Source organism: Vibrio vulnificus CMCP6 (genome assembly GCF_000039765.1).
GTDB lineage: Bacteria > Pseudomonadota > Gammaproteobacteria > Enterobacterales > Vibrionaceae > Vibrio > Vibrio vulnificus_B.
The window spans coordinates 1,729,498-1,752,144 of record NC_004460.2 but is presented as its reverse complement, the minus strand read 5'-3'; the positions used below and the strand labels follow the sequence as shown (position 1 = coordinate 1,752,144).

Genomic DNA, 22,647 nt, shown 5'->3' with positions numbered 1-22,647 from the left:
ATGGAGACTTGTGATAGTTAATTGATAAATGGCCGCTTATGGAATTAGACCTGGACATTAAAACCTTGTCTATTGTCACGGTACTGATCTGTGTTGCATACGGATTCGGTATTTTGATGCTGCAATCGATCCAGAAAAATGTTCATGGCCTGGTTACCTTAGCCGCTGCGGTTTTCGCTATTGCCATCGGTTTTTTTACCTTGAGTTTTGGTAACAGTACCTCACTTTGGTTATCTAAAGTATTCTCCAATAGCACGATTTGCTTAGGGTTTACCCTGATTGTCTATAGCTTACAGCGCTTTCGTTCCGCTCCTCCGCTCGCCTCACACATTGCCTTTTTCTTTCTGCCAGTACTGGTGGTCTCACTGGTCTACTTTTCTCAGATAACCGTTTCCACCAATGTACGGATCATCGCGGTAAGTCTGTATATCGCACTTTGCTGCTTACTCTCCGCTTACGTCGTCCGGCAAGGGAGCGCTCAAGACAACCACTTAGCCATTGGGTTGCTACTCGCGGCCTTTGTCACATTGGCACTCTGGATGCTGTTTCGAACCTATGTGACTTACATGAGCTCACAGATCGTGGATTTTATGTTTGCCAGTAGCATTCATCAGCTCTCTTTCCTCGCCCTTATCATGTTGATCCTGACGTTGGGCTTCACCTTCCCTTGGATGATCAATGCTCGGCTGATTACCAATATCTACCAAACCTCTCTCAGAGACACCTTAACCAATATTTACAATCGCAGAGCAATGGAGGAGATGATTCCCAGAGAACTCTCTCGAGCAAGCCGCTTAGGCGCTGAGTTATCCATCATTATCCTCGACCTTGATCACTTCAAGCGCATCAATGACCAATATGGCCATCAAGTTGGAGACCAAACTCTTTCTGGCATTGGCCAGCTACTCACGAGTCAGTTGCGTAAACAAGATATATCGTTTCGTATTGGCGGCGAAGAGTTTCTCGTGGTGCTTCCTGACACACCGATTGAAAGTGCGGTTTTAGTTGCCGAGAAACTCCGTCAGAAAATTGCTGAAACGAGGTTTGCGCAGAAACAAAGAGAGACATGGACGGCGAGCTTTGGTGTGGCGCAGTTGATCACCGGAGACGACTGGGATGCGCTAATGAAAAGAGCAGACGCGGCCTTGTATCTCGCGAAACACAAAGGCCGCAATCGAGTCTGTGAAGTCTCCGACGTTTAATGGGTGGCTTGTGAAGAACGCAGTTTTGCTACTACGCTCCACAAAGCGACAACCAGTAACCCAGCGAGCAACCCGACTAACCCATTTAGTAAGGTAGGAACAATGGCGCTGACAAATGAGAGGTCCGATAAATTCATGATGATCGGTTCAATCCAATGATGAACCGCAGGGATGTTGTGCACAACAATGCCGCCACCCACCAAAAACATCGCCGCAGTGCCGACTACCGTTAGTACTTTCATCAGTTTTGGCGCAAATCGAATCAGAGCCTGGCCCATGCTATTGAGTGCTCCTTTGCCTTGCGATTTTCTCTCGAGATAGAAACCAAGGTCATCCAATTTAACAATGCCAGCCACCAAACCATACACACCAATGGTCATGACCAACGCAATCAAACTTACCACCAACACTTGTGTCATGGTGCTCTGCCCCTGCACGGTGCCTAACGCAATGACGATGATTTCTGCTGACAAAATGAAATCAGTACGAATGGCACCTGCAATCTTTTGTTTTTCGTATTGCTCAATGTCCTCTATTACTCGCTCTGCACTGCTACTTTCGGTTTGATGAGAAGAGTGGAACAGCTTTTCCAGTACCTTCTCCGCCCCTTCAAAGCACAGGAACAGGCCACCCAATAGCAATAAAGGCATGATGAGCCAAGGAATAAAGGCACTGATAAGCAGCGCTGCCGGAACCAAAATGCATTTATTTTTGAACGACCCTTTCGCGACCGCCCAGACCACCGGAATTTCTCTTTCTGCCGCCACACCCGACACTTGTTGGGCATTGAGCGCCAGGTCATCCCCTAGTACACCTGCGGTTTTCTTTGCCGCGACTTTCGACATCACCGCAACATCATCTAACACCGTTGCAATATCATCCAAAAGCGTTAATAGACTTGCTCCAGCCATAATTGATTTCTCATAGATAAACTCGAATTATTTCAAAATGTAACAGCGCTCTTCGGTGTCGCCAAGTGAATATTGTGCAAAAAATTGAGTAAGCCTCGTATTGCGGTTGTATCTCAAGGTAACTCGATCTAACCTTGCGACATCATTTGCGCAGCCACCAATAGGGAATTCTATGAAGACGCATTCAACGTATCCAATCGGTATCGCCGGACAAAAATGGGGAGATGAGGAGCGCCTCGCTTGGCGACAGCAAACCCACATAAAGCGTGAATATCAGCTTGAAGTTGTCCCTAAGATTCTTGCTTTGGCCGAAGAGTTTGAGCTTGAACAATACGGCGCCCTCTCCTACGATCCCGCCCGCTATCCGCTTTACTGCTTAAAAACCAAAGCTTGGGATGAGAGTAAACCAACCGTATTGATCACCGGTGGCGTGCACGGTTACGAAACCAGTGGTGTGCATGGTGCTCTCAAATTTATGGCGACCGAAGCCACCCGATACGAGCCTTACTTCAACTTGGTTTGCACACCTTGCATCAGCCCTTGGGGTTACGAAACCATCAATCGCTGGAACCCAAATGCGGTTGACCCTAATCGTTCATTTTACGCACAGAGTCCCGCCGAAGAGTCAGCAAACCTGATGCGGTTAGTCGCCACTCTAGGCCCGATTTTGGTTCACTTTGATCTGCACGAAACCACGGACACCGATGAGAGCGAATTCCGTCCAGCACTCGCCGCTCGCGATGGCATCGACTATATCGAAGGGATGATCCCAGACGGCTTTTACACCGTCGCGGATACTGAGAATCCTCAGCCAGAGTTCCAAGCTGCAGTGATTGAATCCGTATCGCGTGTCACGCATATCGCCCCTGCCGATGAGAATGGTGAAATCATCGGCTCTCCTGTCATTCAACATGGCGTCATTCACTACCCAATGGTGAAGCTGGGTTTATGTGGTGGCGTGGCTCATTGTCAATTCGGCACTACGACAGAAGTGTACCCAGACAGCCCTAAAGTGACCGCACAAGAGTGTGATGATGCACAAGTTGCTGCGATCGTGGGCGGTCTAGACTACGTGATCACGCAGTTATAACAGGCGGTTTTTATATTGCTCCGGGGTTTGCCCGGAGTATTTTTTAAACATACTGATAAAAGGACTGGCTTGGTTATAACCGAGCGTCAATGCCACTTCCTTCACCGTCTGCCCCTTGCGCAATAACTCCATCGAATAAAGATAACGCACACGTAAACGCCACTCGGTAAAGCTCATTCCAAGTTCACTCTGGCAGTGTCTGGCCAATGTTCGCTCAGTGGTATGCACTTTTTCAGCCCATTCTGACAAGCTCGTCGTGTCCGTCGGATTCTCTTCTACATGAGCCAAAATAGGCGCTAAGTATTTGTGATCGGATGACGGTAGAAAATGATGTTGGGTTTCTTTGGTTGCCAGTTGATCAAGCAGAACTTGCACCAATCGTTTATCCGACTCTTCGGTCGCCACGTTAATATCGCGCAGACGAAAATCATCGATAATGGCCGACACAATCGGGGTGACCTGAATCAGACAAGTTTTCGCGGGAAATTTATCCGTCAGCTGTTTGGCAATATTGAGTGAACAATACTCCAATGGTCGTCGATTGAAACTGCGGTGCATAATGCCGGGCGGTACCCAAATCGCAAGGTGAGGCGGAGCTAAAAAGCGGGTTCCTTGCGCTTCCATTTCTAAGATCCCACCACTGATCAATTGAACCTGCCCCCAAGTGTGGCTGTGTTCACGTGTTTCGGTATTCGAGAGAAACTCTTCGAAATTCATAAACACATCAGATGGTGGAGTATCGATTGATAACGAGGGATGAAGATGTCGAGGGGACTTTTTCAAACTTGTCTTCCTATCACGCGCAATGTCTTTTAAGAGATACTTGTAATTATAACGACCTGACAAACTATCTGACAACTGTCATTCTGCGAGTAAGTTCTCATGGTTTATCTGCTTCCACTTTTTACTGTTCTTATTTGGGGCGGCAACTCCATAGTTAATAAGTTGGCAGCATCGGCTATTGAGCCGAGTGCAATGAGTTTTTATCGTTGGTTTGTGGCCATGGCGATTCTCACCCCATTTTGCCTACCTCATGTGATTCGCCAATGGCAGCAGATAAAACCGTACCTCAGTAAACTCGCGTTTTTGGCAACGTTAGGCATGGTGTTAAACCAATCTTTAGGTTACTACGCGGGCTTAACCACCAGCGCGTCGAACATGTCGTTGATCACCTCATTGGTCCCTTTGATCAGCGTCTTTCTCAGTGTGCCTCTTTTGGGCAAACGAGTGTCTGCTCTTAGCCTTATCGGTGGTGCAATTTCACTGTTTGGTTTGGCCTACATGCTTGGCCAAGGTGATGTGGCCTTCTTTATTGAACAACCCGTCACGCAAGGGGATGGACTGATGGTGCTTGCTGCGATTGTCTATGCCGCCTACTGCGTGTTATTGAAACGCTGGAAAATGCCATTTTCCAATTGGACACTGATTTACATGCAAGGTCTGTTTGCTGTTGCCATGCTCACACCATTGTGGCTGACCAGCGAGCAGTTGCTACCTAGCGCAGAAGCTCTGCCTTTGATCTTTTATGCGGGCGTCGCGGCCTCCATTCTCGCTCCTTGGATGTGGGTCAAAGCCATCGACAGCATTGGCGCAGAATCCAGCGCAATGTTCATGAATTTGCTTCCGGTCGTCGCAGTGGCTTTAGCGACAAGTATGCTGGGAGAGCAGGTACACCTTTACCACTTTGTTGGTGGGTTATTGGTGATCTTCGGTGTGATTCTTTCGCAACTGAAACCTCGTAAGAAAGCGGCCATGGTTCCGTCGGAAGTCACCTCCGCCACCATTTCATAGTTCGTTGTCATGCGTAACAAGCGCGCCTTGGCGTCTATACGCTAAACTCATTGCTAATAAGTAACATTTTTGTTATCAAATAAGCACAATAATGACATGTTAAGGATTGGCATATGAGTCGTGGTCAACGCAATATTACTCTGCGCTTTCTCGCAGAACCTGGGGATGTGAATTTTGGTGGAAAGGTCCACGGCGGCGCCGTAATGAAGTGGATCGACTTAGCCGCCTATGCCTGCTCTGCAGCTTGGAGTGGCAAGTACTGTATTACTGCCTACGCGGGTGGCATTCGTTTCGTCGCACCGATACATGTGGGTAACTTGGTTGAAGTCAGCGCCAAGGTGATTTACACAGGGACAACCTCGATGCACATTGCCATTGATGTGCAAGCCAGCGATCCCAAAGATCTCAAAAACAGACTCACCACCCATTGCATTGTTATCATGGTCGCTGTTGATGAAAATGGCCAACCCACACCCATTCAGAAATGGATTCCTGAAACCGACGAAGATAAAGCACTCGAGCAATCTGCGATTCGCTTGATGAACATGCGTAAAGAAATCGGTGAAGAGATGGAAGCACACGTTAAATACCTCAAATAGTTCACCCTACCATCGAGCGTGTGACCTAAGCTAAGGGCTCACGCTCGTCTGTTTCGACATCATTCCAACATCAAAACGTCATAAAAGCGTCATTTTGGTTTGTTTTAATCGCTCAACTGAAATGAGCAAGAGACAACACATTGAAACTAAGGGAAACCACATTAAGTGAAAGCACACTGGCCAATCTCAAGTCGGTTGAATATCAGTGGGTGCGCACCATGTATGTGGAAGGATACGCCAGTGACGAAATCAATCACTATATCCAGGCCTGTTTTGGTGGCGATGTGACGTTTGCCGATCTTTTCCGTCGAGTCGCTCTGCAACAAGAAAGCTTGTACACCCTCCTTCAATACCTTGGCTGCGCACCTTCTAGTAAAGAGTTTTGAGCTAGATCAAAACCTTATCTAACCCGTTTAGCATTCTACAACTATTTCTGTGAACTGATACGCATCAGATCTCATCTCAACTATGCGACTAAAGTAGGAATGGTTACTCTGCTTCCGTCCTTTGTACATACTATCAAGACAAAAACATCAGATACAAAAAAGCCTGAGGACAAACTCAGGCAATTGGTTACAAACACTGTTAGTGATAATCGTAAGGAACAAAGCTAACAGCCAGCTATGCGTAACGCCATGATACTTTCTATTACTAGATCGGCGGCCAAACCAAATAGGTAATAAAAAGTAATAAAACGAGCGACCTGATACGGTCGCTCTTATTCTTATCCTTAAGTTAATCGCAACAAGGGATTAACCTTTAACACCACCGGCAGTCAAACCACCTACTAACCAGCGTTGTGCAAGTAAGAATACGATGGTAATTGGCAACGCTGAAAGCACCGCTGCTGCTGCAAAGTCACCCCACAGATAGTTTTGAGGGTAGAGATACTGCTGCATACCAACCGCTAATGTATAAGAGTTTACATCAGAAAGTAGCAAAGATGCCACAGGAACTTCGCCTACTACACCGATAAACGACAGAATAAAGACCACTGCAAGAATCGGCACAGACAAAGGTAGAAGTACTAAGCGGAATGCCTGCCATGGTGTAGCACCATCCAACGCTGCAGCTTCTTCTAACGAATTATCGATGGTCTCAAAGTAGCCCTTAATCGTCCAAACATGCAGTGCGATACCGCCAAGGTAAGAGAAGATCAAACCACCGTGCGTATTCAAACCAAGGAACGGAATATACTGGCCAAGTTTGTCAAACAAAGCATAAAGTGCCACTAGCGCCAATACTGCTGGGAACATTTGGAAAATCATCATCGCTTTTAGGATAGTCTCCTTACCTTTAAAACGTAGACGCGCAAATGCGTAAGCCGATGTCGTTGAAAGCGCAACAATCAGAATCGATGTAATACCTGCTACTTTTACCGAGTTCCATAACCAAGTGAGAACTGGGAACGGCGGTGGGGTAACAGATCCATCTGCATTGGTGACTGAGAAACCAAGAGCCAGCTTCCAGTGCTCCAATGACGGGTTGTCTGGAATTAAACTGCCTGTTGCAAAGTTACCCTCGCGGAACGAGATTGCTACGATCATCAACAAAGGGAAGATGATCATCGATAAGAAGGCCCATAATGCAATATGGGTTGCCCATACGCGGTATTTAAGTGATTTACCTTGTACCATTGCCATGTTGTATGCTCCTTACCCTTAGTTCTGAGACAGCTTAGTGAAACGCAGGTTAAGTAGAGCCAGCGCGCCAACCAGTAGGAAAATCAGTGTTGCGATAGCACTTGCCAAACCGAAGTCTTGGCCGCCGCCGCCTTCAAACGCAATGCGGTAGGTGTAGCTCACCAACAAGTCGGTGTAACCCGCAGGCTCTGAAGTACCAATCATGTTTGGACCACCTTGCGTCAACAACTGGATCATGACGAAGTTGTTGAAGTTAAATGCAAAGCTCGCAATGAGCAGTGGAGTCAACGGCTTAATCATCAGTGGCAACGTAACGCGAGTGAAGTTTTGCACAAAATTGGCGCCATCAATCGCCGAGGCTTCGTACAAGTCCTCTGGAATCGCTTTCAACAAACCCATACAAAGGATCATCATGTAAGGGAAACCAAGCCAAGTGTTCACAATCAGCACCATGCTTTTTGCCATGATTGGATCAGAGAACCAGCTTGGGCTGATGCCAAACAGCGCATTTAACACCATGTTGATCTCACCAAAACTTTGGTTAAACAGACCTTTAAAGATCAAGATTGAGATAAACGCAGGAACCGCATAAGGCAGAATCAGCAATACACGATAAATAGCACGGCCTTTTAGCTCTTCCCATTGCACGACACTCGCCAGCACCAAGCCAATCATGAGCGTGAGCAATACGGTGAGAATTGAGAAAACCACCGTCCAGATAAAGATACTGATGAATGGCTCTTTGATGCCGTCATCTTTCCAAACACGTTCAAAGTTATCGGTACCAATTTGCACCACAAAACCTGGAGAGACAGTGTTGCCAACAAAGTTACCTGCTTCATCCATCGCTTGGTAAAAACCCACGTCCATATTGGGCTTGAGCAGTTCACCAGTCTGATTATTCTTCAGCGTTTCGCCATCCGCTTGCATGGTGTAAAGAGGCACTACACCAGCAAACTTGCGTAAGCCACTCATGCGGATGTCATCACCATTAGCAAAGTGCAAATCGATGCTGCTCAGTGCGGTACGGTTGCTGACAATGGTCTTAATTGGTTCTGCCGTGCCGCTCACCGTATCCACCGGTGAAAGGTCTAGATCGCTGATGGCGCTGCCAAGAACAAACTCAGGTGTCGACAGTAAGACATCGCCATCTTTAATGACAATACGGTGACCAGAATCGGTTTTATACAGAGTAAACGGATAGCTTTCACCACTTTGGAAAGTACGGTCCAAAAGCACGCTTTGCGCACGATCGAGAGAAAGCTGGTTTTTAGCGCTGTAGTTGGTAAACGCAAGACCAACGGTGTATGCCAAAGGGAAGAGGATGAACAAAATCATCCCGGCAATACCCGGATAAATGTAGCGATGAGCGTAAGTTTTTTTACTACCAAACACATACAACGCCAACGCAGTAAGAATCACAGTAAGCATTGCAAAAGCAACCTCACCGCGAGAATACATTAGAATCGTTGCATAACCATTAATAAGACCGACCGTGCCAAGAAGCGCCCATTTAATAAACACTTTTTTGCTGCCCGGCAGGCTGGCTGCTGGAGCTGTCATAGCATCTGTACCTTGAACTGACTGCATAGGGAACCTGCTAGCGATATATATAGAAAAGAAAGAAAAGTAAGGAGGAGTTACCCCCTCCTTAAAAAGTTACATTATTTTGTCATTTGTTTTTCTGCGTCAGCCAGAGCAGCATCCACAGTTTGACGACCATCCACTACGTTAACGATCGCGTTTTTCGCCGCACCCCAGAATGCATTCATTTGTGGGATATTTGGCATGATTTCACCGTTCATTGCGTTGTCCATCGTCGCCGCAATACGAGCATCTGCATCAAGCTCACGTTGGAACGAGTTCAGTGCAACAGCGCCTAGCGGCTTATCGTTGTTCACCATACGTAGGCCATCATTTGTCAGTAGGTAGTTCTCAATGAACTCTACCGCAAGGTCTTTGTTTGGTGATGCCGTTGAGATGCCCGCAGTAAGAACGCCAACGAAAGGCTTAGAAGATTGACCATTGAACTTAGGCAGTGTAGTCACGCCGTAGTTGATACCAGACTTCTCAATGTTGCCCCACGCCCAAGGACCGTTGATAGTCATCGCCGTCTTACCTTGGTTAAATGCAGATTCAGATACTGAGTAGTCCATGTCTGGAGAGATGATGCCTTTCTCAACTAGCGATTTAACGAAGTTCATTGCGTCTTTCACGCCATCTTTCGCGATGCCTGCGTCTTTAACGTCGTAACCTTCAGAAGTGTATTTGAACGCGTAACCACCATCAGCCGCCATTAGTGGCCACGTGAAGTACGGTTCTTTTAGGTTCCACATGATGGCAGATTTGCCTTCTTTCTTCAGTTTCGCGTTTAACGCTTCTACTTCTTCCCAGCTCTTCGGTGGGTTTGGAACGATATCTTTGTTGTAGATAAGAGATAGAGACTCAACCGCGATTGGGTAGCCGATGATCTTGCCATCGTACTTCACTGCGTCCCATGCAAAATCCACAATGCCTTCTTGAATTTGTTTAGAAGGTTTGATTTCAGCCAGCAGACCCGCTTCTGCGTAACCACCAAAACGGTCGTGCGCCCAGAATACGATATCAGGACCGTCACCCGTTGCTGCCGTTTGTGGGAATTTATCTTGCAGCGCATCTGGGTGAGCCACCGTCACTTTAATACCTGTGTCTGCTTCAAACTTTTTGCCTACTTCTGCTAGACCATTGTAACCTTTGTCACCGTTGATCCAGATAGTCAGTTGTCCTTCTTCAATGGCAGCGTGTGCACCGAAAGAACCCAGTGCAACAAGAGTACCTAGTGCGACAGCGCTTAGAGCATTTTTCATGTTCGTATCCTTTTTATATTTTGATGTAGGGCTACTCCGCAGAGGATGAGCCGTATTTCGACGTATATCATCTGAAAAAACCTGCTCTGTCTCATCCTCCTATCCTCTACGCCCCAGATATTATGGCGTATTTTCGTGATCTACATCGTTAGAGGTAAGAGAGCAAAATCACAAAAATGGCACTCGATGAGATCGAATTCACATTTACTGACGCGATTATTGTGATATTTGCCCACTCTGGGGGAAGAGGCGTAGAACCCCCTCCTCCTTTTCTACTCCCCCTACAATTAATTAGCGTAGGAGGATGTAGGCGAGTGCTATATCGAAGAAACTGCACCCATCCAAGAGTGGATGGTAAGAACCCTTTCCCAGCAGACCAACTTGGTCACTGTTTTTGCTGGTTTTCATTGCCATACGAGTGGAATGTCATTAGTTAAGATGTTAGTGGTAGTTTGTTATTCACGGGGGAGACATCTTGATGAATGTGGGGGAGAAAACTCGTATTTGGCTATGGTGGGTGGCACTTTAATTTAGGAACTCCATTTTTAAAGTGCCGCCCTGTTTTCTTACTGTTGCTTAACTTACCGATTCCTACTGTTACTGTCCGGCTCCATAATTCATATAATGATGGGCAGTGAATTATAAAAAAATTGATCGAGGACGAGCTAAATGGCGAGTGTCACGTTAAAAAATGTTTGTAAAGCGTATGGCGACGTATTGATTTCTAAAAACGTTGATCTTGAGATCAACGAAGGCGAATTCGTAGTATTTGTCGGTCCATCGGGTTGTGGTAAATCGACATTGCTTCGTTGTATTGCAGGGTTAGAAGACATCACCTCTGGCGATCTTTACATCGGTGAAGAGCGTATGAATGATGTAGAGCCATCGAAACGTGGCGTAGGCATGGTTTTCCAGTCTTATGCACTGTATCCGCACCTAAATCTCTATGACAACATGTCATTCGGCCTTAAGTTAGCGAAAGCAGACAAAAAAGAGATCGACAAACGCGTAGAGCAAGCCGCTGAAATCCTGCAGCTTGGTCACCTACTCGAGCGTCTACCAAAAGCCCTTTCGGGTGGTCAGCGTCAACGCGTGGCGATTGGTCGTACCCTTGTTTCACAACCAAAAGTGTTCTTACTCGACGAGCCGTTGTCTAACCTAGACGCAGCCCTGCGCGTTCAGATGCGTGCCCAGATTACCAAACTGCAACGCCAACTTGGCTGTACCATGATTTACGTTACGCACGACCAAGTCGAAGCAATGACCATGGCTGACAAAATCGTGGTACTCGATGGCGGTTTTGTCTCTCAAGTTGGTAAACCCCTAGAGCTGTACCATTACCCTGAAAATCGCTTTGTTGCTGGCTTCATTGGTTCGCCAAAAATGAACTTTATGAGTGTGCAAATCGTGGATGTAGAGAGCGAGCGCGTTCAAGTTAAGCTATCAAATGGCGTGACTTTTTGGGTCCCAGTTGATGGAACAACCGTCAACAAAGGTGATCGCATGTCTCTGGGAGTACGTCCTGAGCACCTAGTCTCCTCTGCACAAGGCGACGCGGTGATCGATGGTGAAGTGATGATCGTCGAGAAGCTGGGTAATGAAACGCAAGTCTACCTCAACCTAGAAAGTGCCGATGCGGATGTGATCTACCGCCAACCAGATACGTTGGACGTGGATTCTGGCGATCGCTTAGAAATTGGTATCCCAGCTCATCGCTGCCACCTATTCCACAGCGATGGTCGTGCTTGTAAGCGCCTATTTAATGAAAAAGGCGTAGAGCGTTAATACTATTTTAATCTTCATGTCTTTAAAGGCCTCTTCCTAAATAAGAGGCTTTTTTATTTTTTGTGCTACACCGACATTTCTTTGTATTTCTGACACTTTCTACTGATTATTCTCCACTAGCATCTTGCACTATAGTTTTTCTCATTCCGCAATAACTAACACTTTTCTCGTTTTCTCGATTTTAGGTATTAGATTTTTATGATTTAGGTCTATTAACCGAAGGTCGAAATTTCATTCTTAATTCCACTAACCAAACTCACTCAAATTCTTACACTTCCTTGCAACTGTTGTTGATATTTCGCGAGGCAAATTGCGTCATCTCAAACAACAGACACCATCACATTGAACTGTTAGCACGACATTGAGAAACGACACTCAAGGGCGGTAGCGTGCCAAATTTGACGGAATGACATTATGAATAACAAAGGATTGATTCGCTCACATGAGACTGAATTTTCTTTTCTGTATCGCTTGGCAGATCTAACGATCATCATCGGCTTTATGGCCTTGCTGACACTTTATCATTTGGCTGCCATTCCAAAAGACTATCTGATGCTGGCAATCGTCTCAGGACTCATCTTTATTCTCTTTGCCGAAAGCGCCCAGCTGTATCGCTCGTGGCGTACCAGTTCAATTCGACAACAGCTCACCCTTGCCTGCGCAGCGTGGCTAGCAACAAGTTTGCTGCAAATTGCCATCCACTTCTTCACCAAAACTCTGGATACCTACAACGAAGATATTGTAACCCCTTGGTTACTTATTACACCGATTCTACTCATGTGCTGGAGGATACTTTTTCGCTCGACTTTATCTTACCTCCGTCGCTTGGGACTAAACACACGTACCGCTATCATTGTTGGCCAAACACCGCATGGCATCACCTTGGCCAATGAGCTGCAAAATCACACTGAACATGGCGTGATCTTTCAAGGTTTCTATGATGAAAGAACCGTCGAGAGAGATGAGAGCAATGCGGACTATCCAATCAAAGGCAATGTTGCAGACGCATTGAGCAAAGCGAAAAATGGCGAAGTCGATTACGTCTATATTGCGATGCCAATGCACGCTAACGAACGTATCGCCAAGTTTCTACACCAGTTCTCAGACACCACAGCAAACACCTATCTCATTCCTGATTTCTTTACTTACAATCTGCTTCACTCTCGTTGGGATCAGATCGGGCAAGTCCAGACCCTCAGCGTCTTTGATACTCCGTTTGCCGGTTTTTCATCATGGCTTAAACGTTTTGAAGATATCGTTTTTTCCAGCCTAATACTGATGTTAATTTCACCAATCCTCATTGCAATCGCCATTGGTATTAAGTGCACATCTCGTGGTCCCGTGATTTTTAAGCAAGACCGATATGGTCTAGATGGACGCAAAATTCGCGTATGGAAATTTCGTTCCATGACGACCATGGAGCAAGGCTCTGACGTAAAACAAGCAACGAAAAATGACCCTCGGATTACGCCATTTGGCGGTTTTCTGCGCCGCACGTCACTCGATGAGCTACCCCAGTTCATTAACGTACTTCAAGGAACCATGTCCATTGTTGGCCCGCGTCCTCACGCGGTTTCGCACAACGAAGAATATCGCCAGATCGTTGATCGCTACATGCTTCGCCACAAAGTAAAACCAGGCATCACTGGATGGGCGCAAATCAACGGTTATCGTGGCGAAACCGACACCCTAGACAAAATGGAAAAGCGCGTTGAGTTCGACTTGGACTACATTCATCGTTGGTCAATTTGGATGGACATCAAAATCATCTTTCTCACCGTGTTTAAAGGCTTTACTGGTTCTAATGCTTACTAAGCCATACAGCCAATACTTAGTAAAAGGAATGACGATGAAACGCTATACCGGATTTGTCTTAGGTTTGTTACCCGTGTGGGTGGGTGCGGTTGAGCCACTTGCGCTTTCGACAGAATCCGGCATTGAGTTTATTCCGACACTTCATACTTACTATCGATTTGATGACAATATCGCCAAGCAAGAAGCTGACTCCTCTCATGTCTCCACGATAGGCGTAAAACCCGCCCTATTGGCAAGGATTGACCGAAATCAGTACAAAGCGGATTTTATTTATGTTGCAGATTTTGGCCGTTCTTCAGATGAGCAGAATGACTATTTAGACCACAAGTTTCAAACAACCAACTATTTTACTTTTAATCATCGTAATCGTTTGGTCTTGGACTACCAATTTCGCTTGGGTCACGAAACGCGTGGAGAAGGTCTCACCGAAGGTGAACAGAGCTCAATAGCGCTTCCAGAGCTCATCACATTTCAATCGAATCAGTTGAAAAGTAACTATGTGTTTGGTGCTATTGGTTCGCAAGGAAGGCTGGAGTTTGGCCTTAACTATTTAGACAAAACGTTTACCAAATATGAAAACGGCACCAGCACTCTGACAGCAACCAAATACAGCGACTTTAGAACCCCGTCTCTCCATGGTGAGTTCTACTATCGTCTGCGCCCTGAAACGTATTGGTTAGTCGGCTCCCAATTTCACTTCACTGAGTATTTACATGAACGAGAATCCGTTGCCTCACGCGATGGAACCAGTACTTTTGTTTATACCGGTGTCAGTTGGGAAATAACCGGTAAAACCAAAGGCACCGCCAAGCTCGGCTATCAGATCAAGGAATTTGATGACAAGCAACGCGCTACGTTCGAAGGACTCAGTTGGGATATTGGCCTCAGTTGGCAACCTCAAGAGCATACGACCTGGACTTTGTTAACCACGCAAGCCGCGGTCAATCCAGAACAAGACGGCGACTACAACCTACAAACTCGCTACTCACTTCAGCTTGACCAAGCATGGAACAGTTATTTCGTCACGTCCCTAAAAGGACTCTATCAACAAGATGATTACACTGGCTCCTACCAAAGTGGCGTATTGCGAGAGGAAGAGCGCTTTCAGCTTAGCGCAGAAGCACAATACCAATTCCGACGCTGGGCAAGGATAGACGCGGCTTGGCAATACCAAGACAAAACATCCAATTGGTCTGGATACAGCTTTGATCAACACATTTGGACAGTGACCGCTAGGCTGTCGTTATAAGCATGGAGCAAACATGAAATTTTTACTCAAGGTGCTACTAGGGTTAAGTCTGATAATGGCACCCTATGTCTCAGCATCGACATCCGACGCGGGCTACCAATTAAACAGTGGCGATTCGATATCCATTTTGGTGTATGGCGAGGATGACTTATCAATTCCCAATATTTTACTCACCTCCGATGGCCAAATTGACTACCCCTATTTAGGCCGAGTGCTGGTAAAAGGGAAAACCCCTAAAGAACTAAAAGAAGAGATCGAGCAAAAGCTAAAAGGGGACTATTTAGTGAACCCCAAAGTCATGGTCTCGATTAATAAGTTCCGCGCCTTTTATGTTAATGGCGAAGTGAGGCGTCCCGGTAGTTTTGAATATCAACCTGGATTGACCATTGAAAAAGCCATTGCCATTGCCGGAGGGCTAACAGACAGAGCCTCCCGTAGCAATATTCATCTTACACAAAGCCAAAATGGCGAAACCATAAAAAAAGTCTCACTAAGCCAGAAAGTGTCTCCTGGCGATATTGTCGTAATTGAACAGAGCTTCTTCTAGAGTGAACGGATACACTGCAATGAATGAAAATCAAACAAACCGTTACTACATCGGTAATAAAGAATTGTTCCAATTTGGAAGTTATCTAAAAGTACTCAGAAAGCATTGGTTTAGTATTGTCACCCTGTCTCTGGTGATTACGTTAGCCGCAACTTGGTTTATCTATTCTAAACCATCAATTTACCAGGCAACGGCCACCATTTTAATTCAAGAAGAGCAGCGCAACGCATTATCGATCGAGGAAGTCTATGGTCTAGATACCACCAAAAAAGAGTACTTTCAGACACAAATAGCGATACTTCAATCTAATCACATCGCTGACAAGATCATCCAACAATTTGACCTTACCAATCATCCGCACTTTACGGGTTCAAGCTCGCTCAAAACAAAGCTTAATGAGCTCAAGTCAGTTCCTTTGATACAAGATCTGTTGAATGTTTCACCGAACCCAACGGAAACCAATGAGTATCACTCTTCCTATTATGAAGCCTTGCAAAGCTACAAAAACAGAGTTGATATTGAACCGATACGCAACACTCAGCTGGTCAAAGTCAGTTTCCGCTCGGCCGATCCGAAACTCGCAGCGGAAATCGCCAATGCCATCGGTCAAGCCTATATTGATTCCAACTTTGAGGCGAAACTGACCGTGACACAAAATGCAACCAATTGGCTGGACAGTAATGCCAGACAATTGGAAGACAAACTGCACAAGTCAGAACAAGCATTACAACAATTTCTCACCACAGAAGGCCTCGTCGACATCAATGGCATCGATGATATTTACGCGAATGAATTGGAAGAGCTGAGTAAAAAACTCAACATTGCGATAGAAAAGAGAATTCAAGCGCAAACCCTAAGTGATCTTCTACTGCGAAAATCCGCACAAAACCTCGATAGCCTGCTTTCGATCGATGAGTTCGCTAATCAAGCTCAAATACGCGAACTCAAAATGCTGGAGAGTAACGCAGAGAAGTTAGTGGGTGAACTTTCACAGCGTTATGGCCCTAAACACGACAAAATGATTCAAGCGAAAGCCCAATTGCAAAATATCCAAGCGCGTTCGCAACAGTTGATCATGGAAATGGTGCTGAGCAAACAACAGGATCTCAAAGTGGCTCAGAGCTTTGAAAACAGCATTCGTCGAGAGATGAGCAACAAGAAGGCTGAAATCCAATTAGTGGGCGGAAAAAAAGCGGAATATGAGAAACTCAAACGAGATGTTGAAAGTAATCGAGAACTGCTCAAAGCGTTTGTAAACCGCGAAAAAGAGACCACGGCGACCAGTGATTTTCGGAACGTCAATGCTCGTTTTACAGACAAAGCTCTCGAACCACTTTTCCCTATTGCTCCGCAACGACTAAAACTCGTCATCATCTCCGCGGTGTTTGCTCTGTTTTTCTCATCTGCCGCAGCCATCATCTTAGATATGATTAAAGACGTGATCCGTACGCCCGAAGACGTTGAAAACAAACTCGGTTTAAGCTGTATTGGTACCATACCTTACGTTCGCAGTCGCAAATTACGTAAACCCGGCGTCAGTTTCCAAGCCTATCTTGATCCTCAAAATCGCGTGTTTAGCGAAGCGTGTCGCTCCATCCGAACCTCGCTACTGTTACGTTTGGTGAACAGTAAACAAAAAGTCTTGGTCTTTACGTCAGCCATACCTGAAGAAGGGAAAACCGCCACTTGTATCAACATCGCATCCACCTTCTCAAACTTAGAACGTGTACTTTTGATCGATTGTGATTTACGCAGACCTTCACTAGAGAAACGTTTCAACATTCCCGCGCAAGTTCCCGGGTTAAGCAACATCCTGACAATGAATACGCCTTTAGAAGAGTGCATCATTCGAATCGATGAAGCGAATCTCGACGTATTGACCGCGGGCCTACTTCCGCCAAATCCACAAGAATTGCTGTCGTCAAAGCGATTTCAAAATCTACTGAACACGCTACAGGAAAAATACGATCGCATCATTATTGATACTCCTCCACTGCTTTCCGTCAGCGATGCATTGATTCTTGGCCAGTTGGCTCAAGGATTGATTACCGTCATTCGCTCAGACTCAACCAAAGTTGCTTTGGCTAAAACGGCGCTGTCGAAGCAACGTCAGCACGATATTCCTTCATTTGGCGTGGTTATTTCGCAAGCAACAACCCCACAAGAGGAAGCCCACTATGTCCAAAAATATGCTTATTAACTCAAGATAAAGAACGAAACATCATGAGAATTTTACATATTATCAATGACCTATCTAAAAATGGTGGCGCGCAGAAGTTTTTGGTCGACCTCGTTACTGGCGAAGAGACTAAGTACGACATAAAGATTCTGGTGCTTTGCCACGAAAATGATTATCTCGAAACGCTCAGTCGTCATGGCATTGAGTGTTATGTATGGCAAACGCTCACCTTTAAGGAAAAATGGGCCTTATTTCGCTGGCCAGACATTGTTCATGGGCATCTTTATCCGTCGATCTATCTTGCACTGCTTGCCTTAGGTAAGAAAAAGCTTCAGACAGAACACAGTTCAAGCAATAGAAGACGCGACTATCCGGCATTTAAGTTTATGGAGTATCTCTTGTATCTAAGCCACGATCTGACCATCAGTATTAGCGAGAAGGTGCAGGAAGAGTTGATCAAGTTCATGCCGAATTTTCGTCAGAAATACAAAGTCATTAACAATGGCGTTGATCTGTCATGCTTTTCGATGTCCGCGAGAACAGGCATCAAACATCCTGCTCAAATCAAAATAGGCATGGTGGGTCGACTGCATGAGCATAAAGATCATGAAGCGCTGATTAGAGCGGTCGCCCTACTCCCAACACAATACCAGTTACACCTAGCTGGCGATGGCCAAAAACGAGAGGCGCTGGAATCTCTCGCACAGCAGTTAGATATCACGAATCGAGTGTTTTTTCATGGTGTTGTTAGCGATATCCCTACTTTCTTAGAGCAAATGGATCTCTATGTACAGTCTTCCCTCATTGAAGGATTTGGGTTGGCGGCTGTAGAAGCCATGGCGGCAGGGTTGCCTGTATTGAGCTCGAATGTTCCAGGGCTGGATGATGTCATCGGCAACGCTGGTTATCTATTTGAAGTTTCTAACAGTGAAGAACTGGCGAATAAAATAATTCAAGTTTGCGACAGTAATGAGAATTATAGCGTAGCGAGTAAATATTCCATATTACGTTGCAAGGAATTCACCATTGAGAAATTTAGAGACAGTTATTATAAAGCTTATGATGGACTATTCACCCAAGGATGATTAACCACCCAATTTTTATTACCAATCAATAAAACAAGCACTTTCAGATCTTAATTATAGATATTGAAGAAACACCCTTCTTATTAATAATTTTCAATAATCATTCATCAAGCCTGTGCTCAATCGCACACTATAATCTATGGAATGGAACTATGAAATACTCATTGAATAGACAGTTTGAGAAAAATAAAGAGCTCAAATCCGATAATTTCGTCTTGGTGTACCAAATGGGGAAAGTCGGATCTTCTTCTATTGAGCATACGTTGAGTGACTACAATATACCTAGCTATCACATTCATACATTTGACGATCATGAAGAGTTTCAAATGTATCACAATCGTCAGGATGTCAAAAAGTTCTTTGATTTTAAAAATCGGACGATGTACCGCGTTATCCTGAATCATAGAAAACGGCTCTTACAGAATCGAAATCATCTAAAAATCGTTACACTTGTTCGAGATCCGATTGCTACTGTTCTTTCTCGTTTTTTTCAAGACCTTCATATTCAGTTTATCGAAGGTAAAAAGAATGATGCCATTCATCGAGACATGGAGAGAACTTATCAACATCTCGAGTTTTGTTTCGACCATTATATTAACCTTAATTATTTCGCGAATTGGTTCGATAATGAATTAAATAAAAACTTTGGTATTGACGTCATTAAAAGTGACATTAATAACAATGAACCATTCTATCTTTTCAAAAACAAAAAAACAGAAGTGATGCTAATCAAATGTGAGCATCTTAATAAATTAGACAGTGATATCGCTAAATTTCTCAACGTTGACGGCTTTATTTTAAAAAACAGTAATGAAGCAAAAAACAAGTGGTATTCCAATATCTATAGTCATTTCAAAGACACTTACGATTTTTCAAAGCTATTTTACATGTACGATCTGCCACTCTACCGACATTTATATTCAGAAGAGGAGAGAGCTCAATTTAAAAACAAATGGCTAAAGACACCAGGGACGAGTAAAAAATGAAAAAAGTACTGCATATTACAGAAGCATTTGGCGGTGGTGTACAAACTGCACTTTATAGCTACGTTTATTCATCAAGGAATGAACCGATTGAACATCACCTTTTTGCCCGAGCCCGCGAAGAAGATTCTACGAAAGAAAACGGTAACAACCAATTTCAATCTTCCACCTTCATTGATGGTCATCTGCTTCAATTTTTCTTAAGTGCCAATCAACGTATCAAGCAACTCCAACCGGATGTGATCCATCTCCACTCCAGTAAGGCGGGATTTCTTGGGCGATTTTTGACAGTGGGCAAGGCAAAACTTATCTATACCCCACATTGTTACGCGTTTGAACGAGAGGATATCTCGGTCTATGCACAAAAATTCTATCGAATACTCGAAGGGATCCGCATAAAAAAATTTACTGCGATTGCTGGATGCAGCCAGCGTGAATGCGATTTGGCCATCTCGTTGGGAGCCAAAAAAGCGGAGTTACTGAATAACTACGTGACCTACCAATCTAACGCCGGTAACAGTGTTCCACGAGGCGAAAAGATAAACCTTGTGGCCTTAGGGCGAGTGGCGAAACAAAAAGACCCCCAATTTCTTTGTCACGTCGCTGAACATATCTTGCAGCATGAATCGGCTATTCAGCTAAACATTACTTGGATAGGGGGCGGAGACCCTTCGCTAGAACAGCAGTTGCGTGACAAAGGTATCGAAGTCACTGGCATGTTGCCAAGATCAGAAGTGGTAGAGCGTCTTCGCAATGCGGACATCTATTTACACACAGCAGCATGGGAAGGTATGCCTCTTACTATTCTCGAAGCGGCCAAACTGACTCGTCCTATGGTCATTCGCAAAATCGGTGCAACAAAAGATCTGGATTACCCATTTCTAGCCAGTACTCCGCAAGAGATGGCAAAACAGATCATCCACTGTGTAGAACACTTCGATACCATTCCATTCCAACAGTACTGTAGTGACATGAACAACACCTACAGTGAAGAAAAACAAAGATTGGCGCTCAGCAGCCTCTATATTTGAGATTCATTTTATGCTCAGCGTGCTTAATCAAAAATTGTCTGGGTTGTCCCATGAGAAAAAAAAACTCGTTTCACTTGGGGTACAGACAGGGATCATGCGAATTTTATCGGCCTTGTTTGCGTTTATACTCACGATTGCAGTTGCGAGGTTCTCAGATGCCACGGTCGCCGGACAATTCTTTTATCTTTTTAATTTGGTCTCCTTCGTTGCTATCGTCAGTCAACTTGGATTCAATGTTTCATTGGTGAAATACAACGCCATTGCTTTCAGTCAGAACTCGATACAGCAACAAAGCGAAAACTATACCATCTCAGTGAAGAGAAGCTTAGCCTTCTCTTTTTCTCTGTGCATTTTAGCCTTCATCGTTCAATTTGCCTTTGGCGCATCACTCATCAATGTAAACATCACTCCTAGCCTCTTCGCTTTGTTTTCACTCACCATTCCACTTATGGTGTTAGCACAACTCAATAGCTATGCCCTACAAGCGATACGCCATGTTACTCCTGCAATATTTGCTTTGCAGATGGGCGTGAGCTGCTTTCTAGTCTTGTTCATTACGATATTGCATTTCTTTGAACTCATTACTCTGGTAAGCATGTTGCTGGCTCTGCTACTTTCAGCTTTTTTGGTTGCATTGATATCAACACTCCAATGGCTTCGTTCAGGTCAATACTCCGCTGTGACCTTACCCGTTGCTCATAATGCGGAATTAACCGACAGTGCAAAACAGGTTTGGATTGGCAATATCTTTACCAACGTGATCCAGTGGGGCAGTTTGATCATCGCGGGATTCTACCTAACAGATAGCGATCTGGGCTTATTGGCTGCTGCTCAAAGGACTTCGCTGCTCATTGGATTTGTGCTGATCAGCGTAAATTTTATTGTTGCACCAATGTTTGCTTCCCTATATCAGCAAGGAGAGATGAAAAAACTGCAGAAACTAAGCACCAATGCTTTCCGACTCAATATTTCTCTTTCTCTCATTCCAGTCATTGCTTGTACCTTTTATTCGCAAGAAGTCATGACTCTCTTTGGTGCAGAGTTTGAGTCTGCAGGTATTTTGTTAGCCATATTGGCGCTTGGGCAGCTGGTGAATGTCGCCACCGGCTCGGTTGGCTTTCTCCTGTTGATGAGTGGCTACGAGAAAACAATGAAATACATCACGATCACCTCTGGAAGCATTGCCATCATTTTGCTGTTGGCCCTGAGCCAAATGTATGGGGTTATTGGTGCCGCCAGTTCAATTGCAATCGGCATGGCAATACAGAATTTGGCGGCACTTTACTATGTGAAACGATACTTAGGCTTTGTACCCATCGGATAGAGACATGAGAAAATTAGGATTATTTGTCATTTGCGTCATGACAGTTTCACTTTCACTTTGGAAAAGCAGTGGAATGGAAAGTCATGTTTATGAACAATTTGAATACTATATTGGTGGGAGTCGCGCTCTTCATTCCACATTAAGCTTTTTAATCGCTTACATGGCAGTTCTCGCTTTCCCTTCAATGTGTAAAGCCATATCCAATGATATCTTTGCAATTCGACTGCTAGTCTTGTTGCTTTTTATTGTGTCACTCGATGAGCTCTCACAACTGTTTTTAAGTCATCGTACGTTTTCGACATCCGATATGATGACAAACTGGTTTGGAATTACGACAGGCTATCTTCTGGCTCGTCTTTATCTGTTTAAGTTTAAACCTTTGCTCAAGCAGCATTAGGTTCTCTAATAAACGTCGCCTACTGTGTGGCTCGATCTCGCAGCAAGACATCGCCATTGCAGCCAAATACGATTCAATGACAATAAAAAAGGAGAAACTGAGTTCTCCTTTCCTCACTCACTTCTCCTAACACTCACCGACCACATCTCGATACATCAGTAATCATTCGA

20 protein-coding genes are annotated in these 22,647 nt (G+C 44.9%); 15 read left to right on the top strand and 5 right to left on the bottom strand.

The window, feature by feature from the left end:
• The first annotated feature begins 38 nt into the window (after positions 1-38).
• The gene (locus tag VV1_RS22505; protein ID WP_011082440.1) at positions 39-1,202 is read left to right on the top strand and encodes a GGDEF domain-containing protein; all 1,164 of its coding nucleotides are present in this window, start codon (positions 39-41) and stop codon (positions 1,200-1,202) included.
• Here VV1_RS22505 and VV1_RS22500 read toward each other — a convergent pair.
• A complete protein-coding gene (locus tag VV1_RS22500) occupies positions 1,199-2,113 on the bottom strand; it encodes a DUF808 domain-containing protein (protein ID WP_011082439.1) in 915 nt (304 codons plus the stop codon). The genes VV1_RS22505 and VV1_RS22500 overlap by 4 nt on opposite strands.
• 172 nt (positions 2,114-2,285) lie before the next feature.
• Here VV1_RS22500 and VV1_RS22495 point away from each other — a divergent pair, with 172 nt between their 5' ends.
• Positions 2,286-3,203 carry a M14 family metallopeptidase gene (locus VV1_RS22495; protein WP_011082438.1) on the top strand — a complete coding sequence of 306 codons (918 nt, stop codon included), beginning with the start codon at positions 2,286-2,288 and terminating at the stop codon, positions 3,201-3,203.
• Here the strand turns inward: VV1_RS22495 and VV1_RS22490 are convergent.
• Entirely contained in the window at positions 3,198-3,986 is a 789-nt protein-coding gene (locus VV1_RS22490) for an AraC family transcriptional regulator (protein WP_026050763.1), read from the bottom strand. The genes VV1_RS22495 and VV1_RS22490 overlap by 6 nt on opposite strands.
• A 99-nt stretch (positions 3,987-4,085) precedes the next feature.
• Between VV1_RS22490 and VV1_RS22485 the strand changes: the two genes are divergently transcribed.
• The 3 genes from VV1_RS22485 (at position 4,086) to VV1_RS22475 (ending at position 5,979) form a co-directional block, all read left to right on the top strand.
• The gene (locus tag VV1_RS22485) at positions 4,086-4,994 is read left to right on the top strand and encodes a DMT family transporter (RefSeq protein ID WP_011082436.1); all 909 of its coding nucleotides are present in this window, start codon (positions 4,086-4,088) and stop codon (positions 4,992-4,994) included.
• 113 nt (positions 4,995-5,107) lie between these two features.
• Entirely contained in the window at positions 5,108-5,593 is a 486-nt protein-coding gene (locus tag VV1_RS22480; RefSeq protein ID WP_011082435.1) for an acyl-CoA thioesterase, read from the top strand.
• Between the two features lie 140 nt (positions 5,594-5,733).
• Positions 5,734-5,979 carry a hypothetical protein gene (locus VV1_RS22475; protein WP_011082434.1) on the top strand — a complete coding sequence of 82 codons (246 nt, stop codon included), beginning with the start codon at positions 5,734-5,736 and terminating at the stop codon, positions 5,977-5,979.
• Positions 5,980-6,345: 366 nt separating this feature from the next.
• Here VV1_RS22475 and malG read toward each other — a convergent pair whose 3' ends face one another.
• The 3 genes from malG to malE all read right to left on the bottom strand — a co-directional run bounded on the left by malG (position 6,346) and on the right by malE (position 10,082).
• Positions 6,346-7,236 (bottom strand): maltose ABC transporter permease MalG, encoded by an 891-nt coding sequence (gene malG, locus VV1_RS22470; RefSeq protein WP_011082433.1) that lies wholly within the window; start codon positions 7,234-7,236, stop codon positions 6,346-6,348.
• Positions 7,237-7,254: 18 nt separating this feature from the next.
• Positions 7,255-8,826: a maltose ABC transporter permease MalF gene (malF, locus tag VV1_RS22465; RefSeq protein WP_011082432.1), complete on the bottom strand. Its 1,572-nt coding sequence runs from the start codon at positions 8,824-8,826 to the stop codon at positions 7,255-7,257.
• Positions 8,827-8,900: 74 nt separating this feature from the next.
• Positions 8,901-10,082, bottom strand: a complete 1,182-nt coding sequence (gene malE / locus VV1_RS22460) for a maltose/maltodextrin ABC transporter substrate-binding protein MalE (RefSeq protein ID WP_011082431.1) — start codon at positions 10,080-10,082, stop codon at positions 8,901-8,903.
• Positions 10,083-10,751: 669 nt separating this feature from the next.
• On the opposite strand from malE, the gene malK reads away from it, so the two are divergent.
• The 10 genes from malK (at position 10,752) to VV1_RS22410 (ending at position 22,477) form a co-directional block, all read left to right on the top strand.
• Complete coding sequence (gene malK / locus VV1_RS22455) at positions 10,752-11,867, top strand: maltose/maltodextrin ABC transporter ATP-binding protein MalK (RefSeq protein ID WP_011082430.1); 1,116 nt, start codon at positions 10,752-10,754, stop codon at positions 11,865-11,867.
• Positions 11,868-12,281: 414 nt separating this feature from the next.
• Positions 12,282-13,682, top strand: coding sequence for an undecaprenyl-phosphate glucose phosphotransferase (locus tag VV1_RS22450; RefSeq protein ID WP_011082429.1), 1,401 nt, complete (start codon positions 12,282-12,284; stop codon positions 13,680-13,682).
• 34 nt (positions 13,683-13,716) lie between these two features.
• Positions 13,717-14,931, top strand: a complete 1,215-nt coding sequence (locus VV1_RS22445) for an outer membrane beta-barrel protein (protein WP_039561872.1) — start codon at positions 13,717-13,719, stop codon at positions 14,929-14,931.
• A 13-nt stretch (positions 14,932-14,944) separates the two neighbouring features.
• Entirely contained in the window at positions 14,945-15,478 is a 534-nt protein-coding gene (locus VV1_RS22440; protein WP_011151785.1) for a polysaccharide biosynthesis/export family protein, read from the top strand.
• 19 nt (positions 15,479-15,497) lie between these two features.
• Positions 15,498-17,678 (top strand): GumC family protein, encoded by a 2,181-nt coding sequence (locus VV1_RS22435; RefSeq protein ID WP_011082426.1) that lies wholly within the window; start codon positions 15,498-15,500, stop codon positions 17,676-17,678.
• Positions 17,679-17,701: 23 nt separating this feature from the next.
• On the top strand, positions 17,702-18,742 hold the full coding sequence (locus VV1_RS22430) for a glycosyltransferase (protein WP_011082425.1): 1,041 nt from the start codon (positions 17,702-17,704) through the stop codon (positions 18,740-18,742).
• A gap of 152 nt (positions 18,743-18,894) precedes the next feature.
• Complete coding sequence (locus VV1_RS22425) at positions 18,895-19,728, top strand: putative capsular polysaccharide synthesis family protein (RefSeq protein ID WP_011082424.1); 834 nt, start codon at positions 18,895-18,897, stop codon at positions 19,726-19,728.
• Complete coding sequence (locus VV1_RS22420; protein WP_011082423.1) at positions 19,725-20,756, top strand: glycosyltransferase; 1,032 nt, start codon at positions 19,725-19,727, stop codon at positions 20,754-20,756. Before VV1_RS22425 ends, VV1_RS22420 begins: the two co-directional genes overlap by 4 nt.
• Before the next feature lie 10 nt (positions 20,757-20,766).
• Positions 20,767-22,080 (top strand): MATE family efflux transporter, encoded by a 1,314-nt coding sequence (locus tag VV1_RS22415; protein WP_011082422.1) that lies wholly within the window; start codon positions 20,767-20,769, stop codon positions 22,078-22,080.
• Positions 22,081-22,084: 4 nt separating this feature from the next.
• Positions 22,085-22,477, top strand: coding sequence for a VanZ family protein (locus VV1_RS22410; RefSeq protein ID WP_372456893.1), 393 nt, complete (start codon positions 22,085-22,087; stop codon positions 22,475-22,477).
• Positions 22,478-22,647: the final 170 nt, after the last annotated feature.

Bases quoted from the DNA above. Each gene is read 5' to 3' on its own strand.
- VV1_RS22505 (WP_011082440.1), top strand. From the start codon at position 39: ATGGAATTAGACCTGGACATTAAAACCTTGTCTATTGTCACGGTACTG.
- VV1_RS22500 (WP_011082439.1), bottom strand. From the start codon at position 2,113: ATGGCTGGAGCAAGTCTATTAACGCTTTTGGATGATATTGCAACGGTG.
- VV1_RS22495 (WP_011082438.1), top strand. From the start codon at position 2,286: ATGAAGACGCATTCAACGTATCCAATCGGTATCGCCGGACAAAAATGG.
- VV1_RS22485 (WP_011082436.1), top strand. From the start codon at position 4,086: ATGGTTTATCTGCTTCCACTTTTTACTGTTCTTATTTGGGGCGGCAAC.
- VV1_RS22480 (WP_011082435.1), top strand. From the start codon at position 5,108: ATGAGTCGTGGTCAACGCAATATTACTCTGCGCTTTCTCGCAGAACCT.
- malG (WP_011082433.1), bottom strand. From the start codon at position 7,236: ATGGCAATGGTACAAGGTAAATCACTTAAATACCGCGTATGGGCAACC.
- malF (WP_011082432.1), bottom strand. From the start codon at position 8,826: ATGCAGTCAGTTCAAGGTACAGATGCTATGACAGCTCCAGCAGCCAGC.
- malE (WP_011082431.1), bottom strand. From the start codon at position 10,082: ATGAAAAATGCTCTAAGCGCTGTCGCACTAGGTACTCTTGTTGCACTG.
- malK (WP_011082430.1), top strand. From the start codon at position 10,752: ATGGCGAGTGTCACGTTAAAAAATGTTTGTAAAGCGTATGGCGACGTA.
- VV1_RS22450 (WP_011082429.1), top strand. From the start codon at position 12,282: ATGAATAACAAAGGATTGATTCGCTCACATGAGACTGAATTTTCTTTT.
- VV1_RS22445 (WP_039561872.1), top strand. From the start codon at position 13,717: ATGAAACGCTATACCGGATTTGTCTTAGGTTTGTTACCCGTGTGGGTG.
- VV1_RS22440 (WP_011151785.1), top strand. From the start codon at position 14,945: ATGAAATTTTTACTCAAGGTGCTACTAGGGTTAAGTCTGATAATGGCA.
- VV1_RS22435 (WP_011082426.1), top strand. From the start codon at position 15,498: ATGAATGAAAATCAAACAAACCGTTACTACATCGGTAATAAAGAATTG.
- VV1_RS22430 (WP_011082425.1), top strand. From the start codon at position 17,702: ATGAGAATTTTACATATTATCAATGACCTATCTAAAAATGGTGGCGCG.
- VV1_RS22425 (WP_011082424.1), top strand. From the start codon at position 18,895: ATGAAATACTCATTGAATAGACAGTTTGAGAAAAATAAAGAGCTCAAA.
- VV1_RS22420 (WP_011082423.1), top strand. From the start codon at position 19,725: ATGAAAAAAGTACTGCATATTACAGAAGCATTTGGCGGTGGTGTACAA.
- VV1_RS22415 (WP_011082422.1), top strand. From the start codon at position 20,767: ATGCTCAGCGTGCTTAATCAAAAATTGTCTGGGTTGTCCCATGAGAAA.
- VV1_RS22410 (WP_372456893.1), top strand. From the start codon at position 22,085: ATGAGAAAATTAGGATTATTTGTCATTTGCGTCATGACAGTTTCACTT.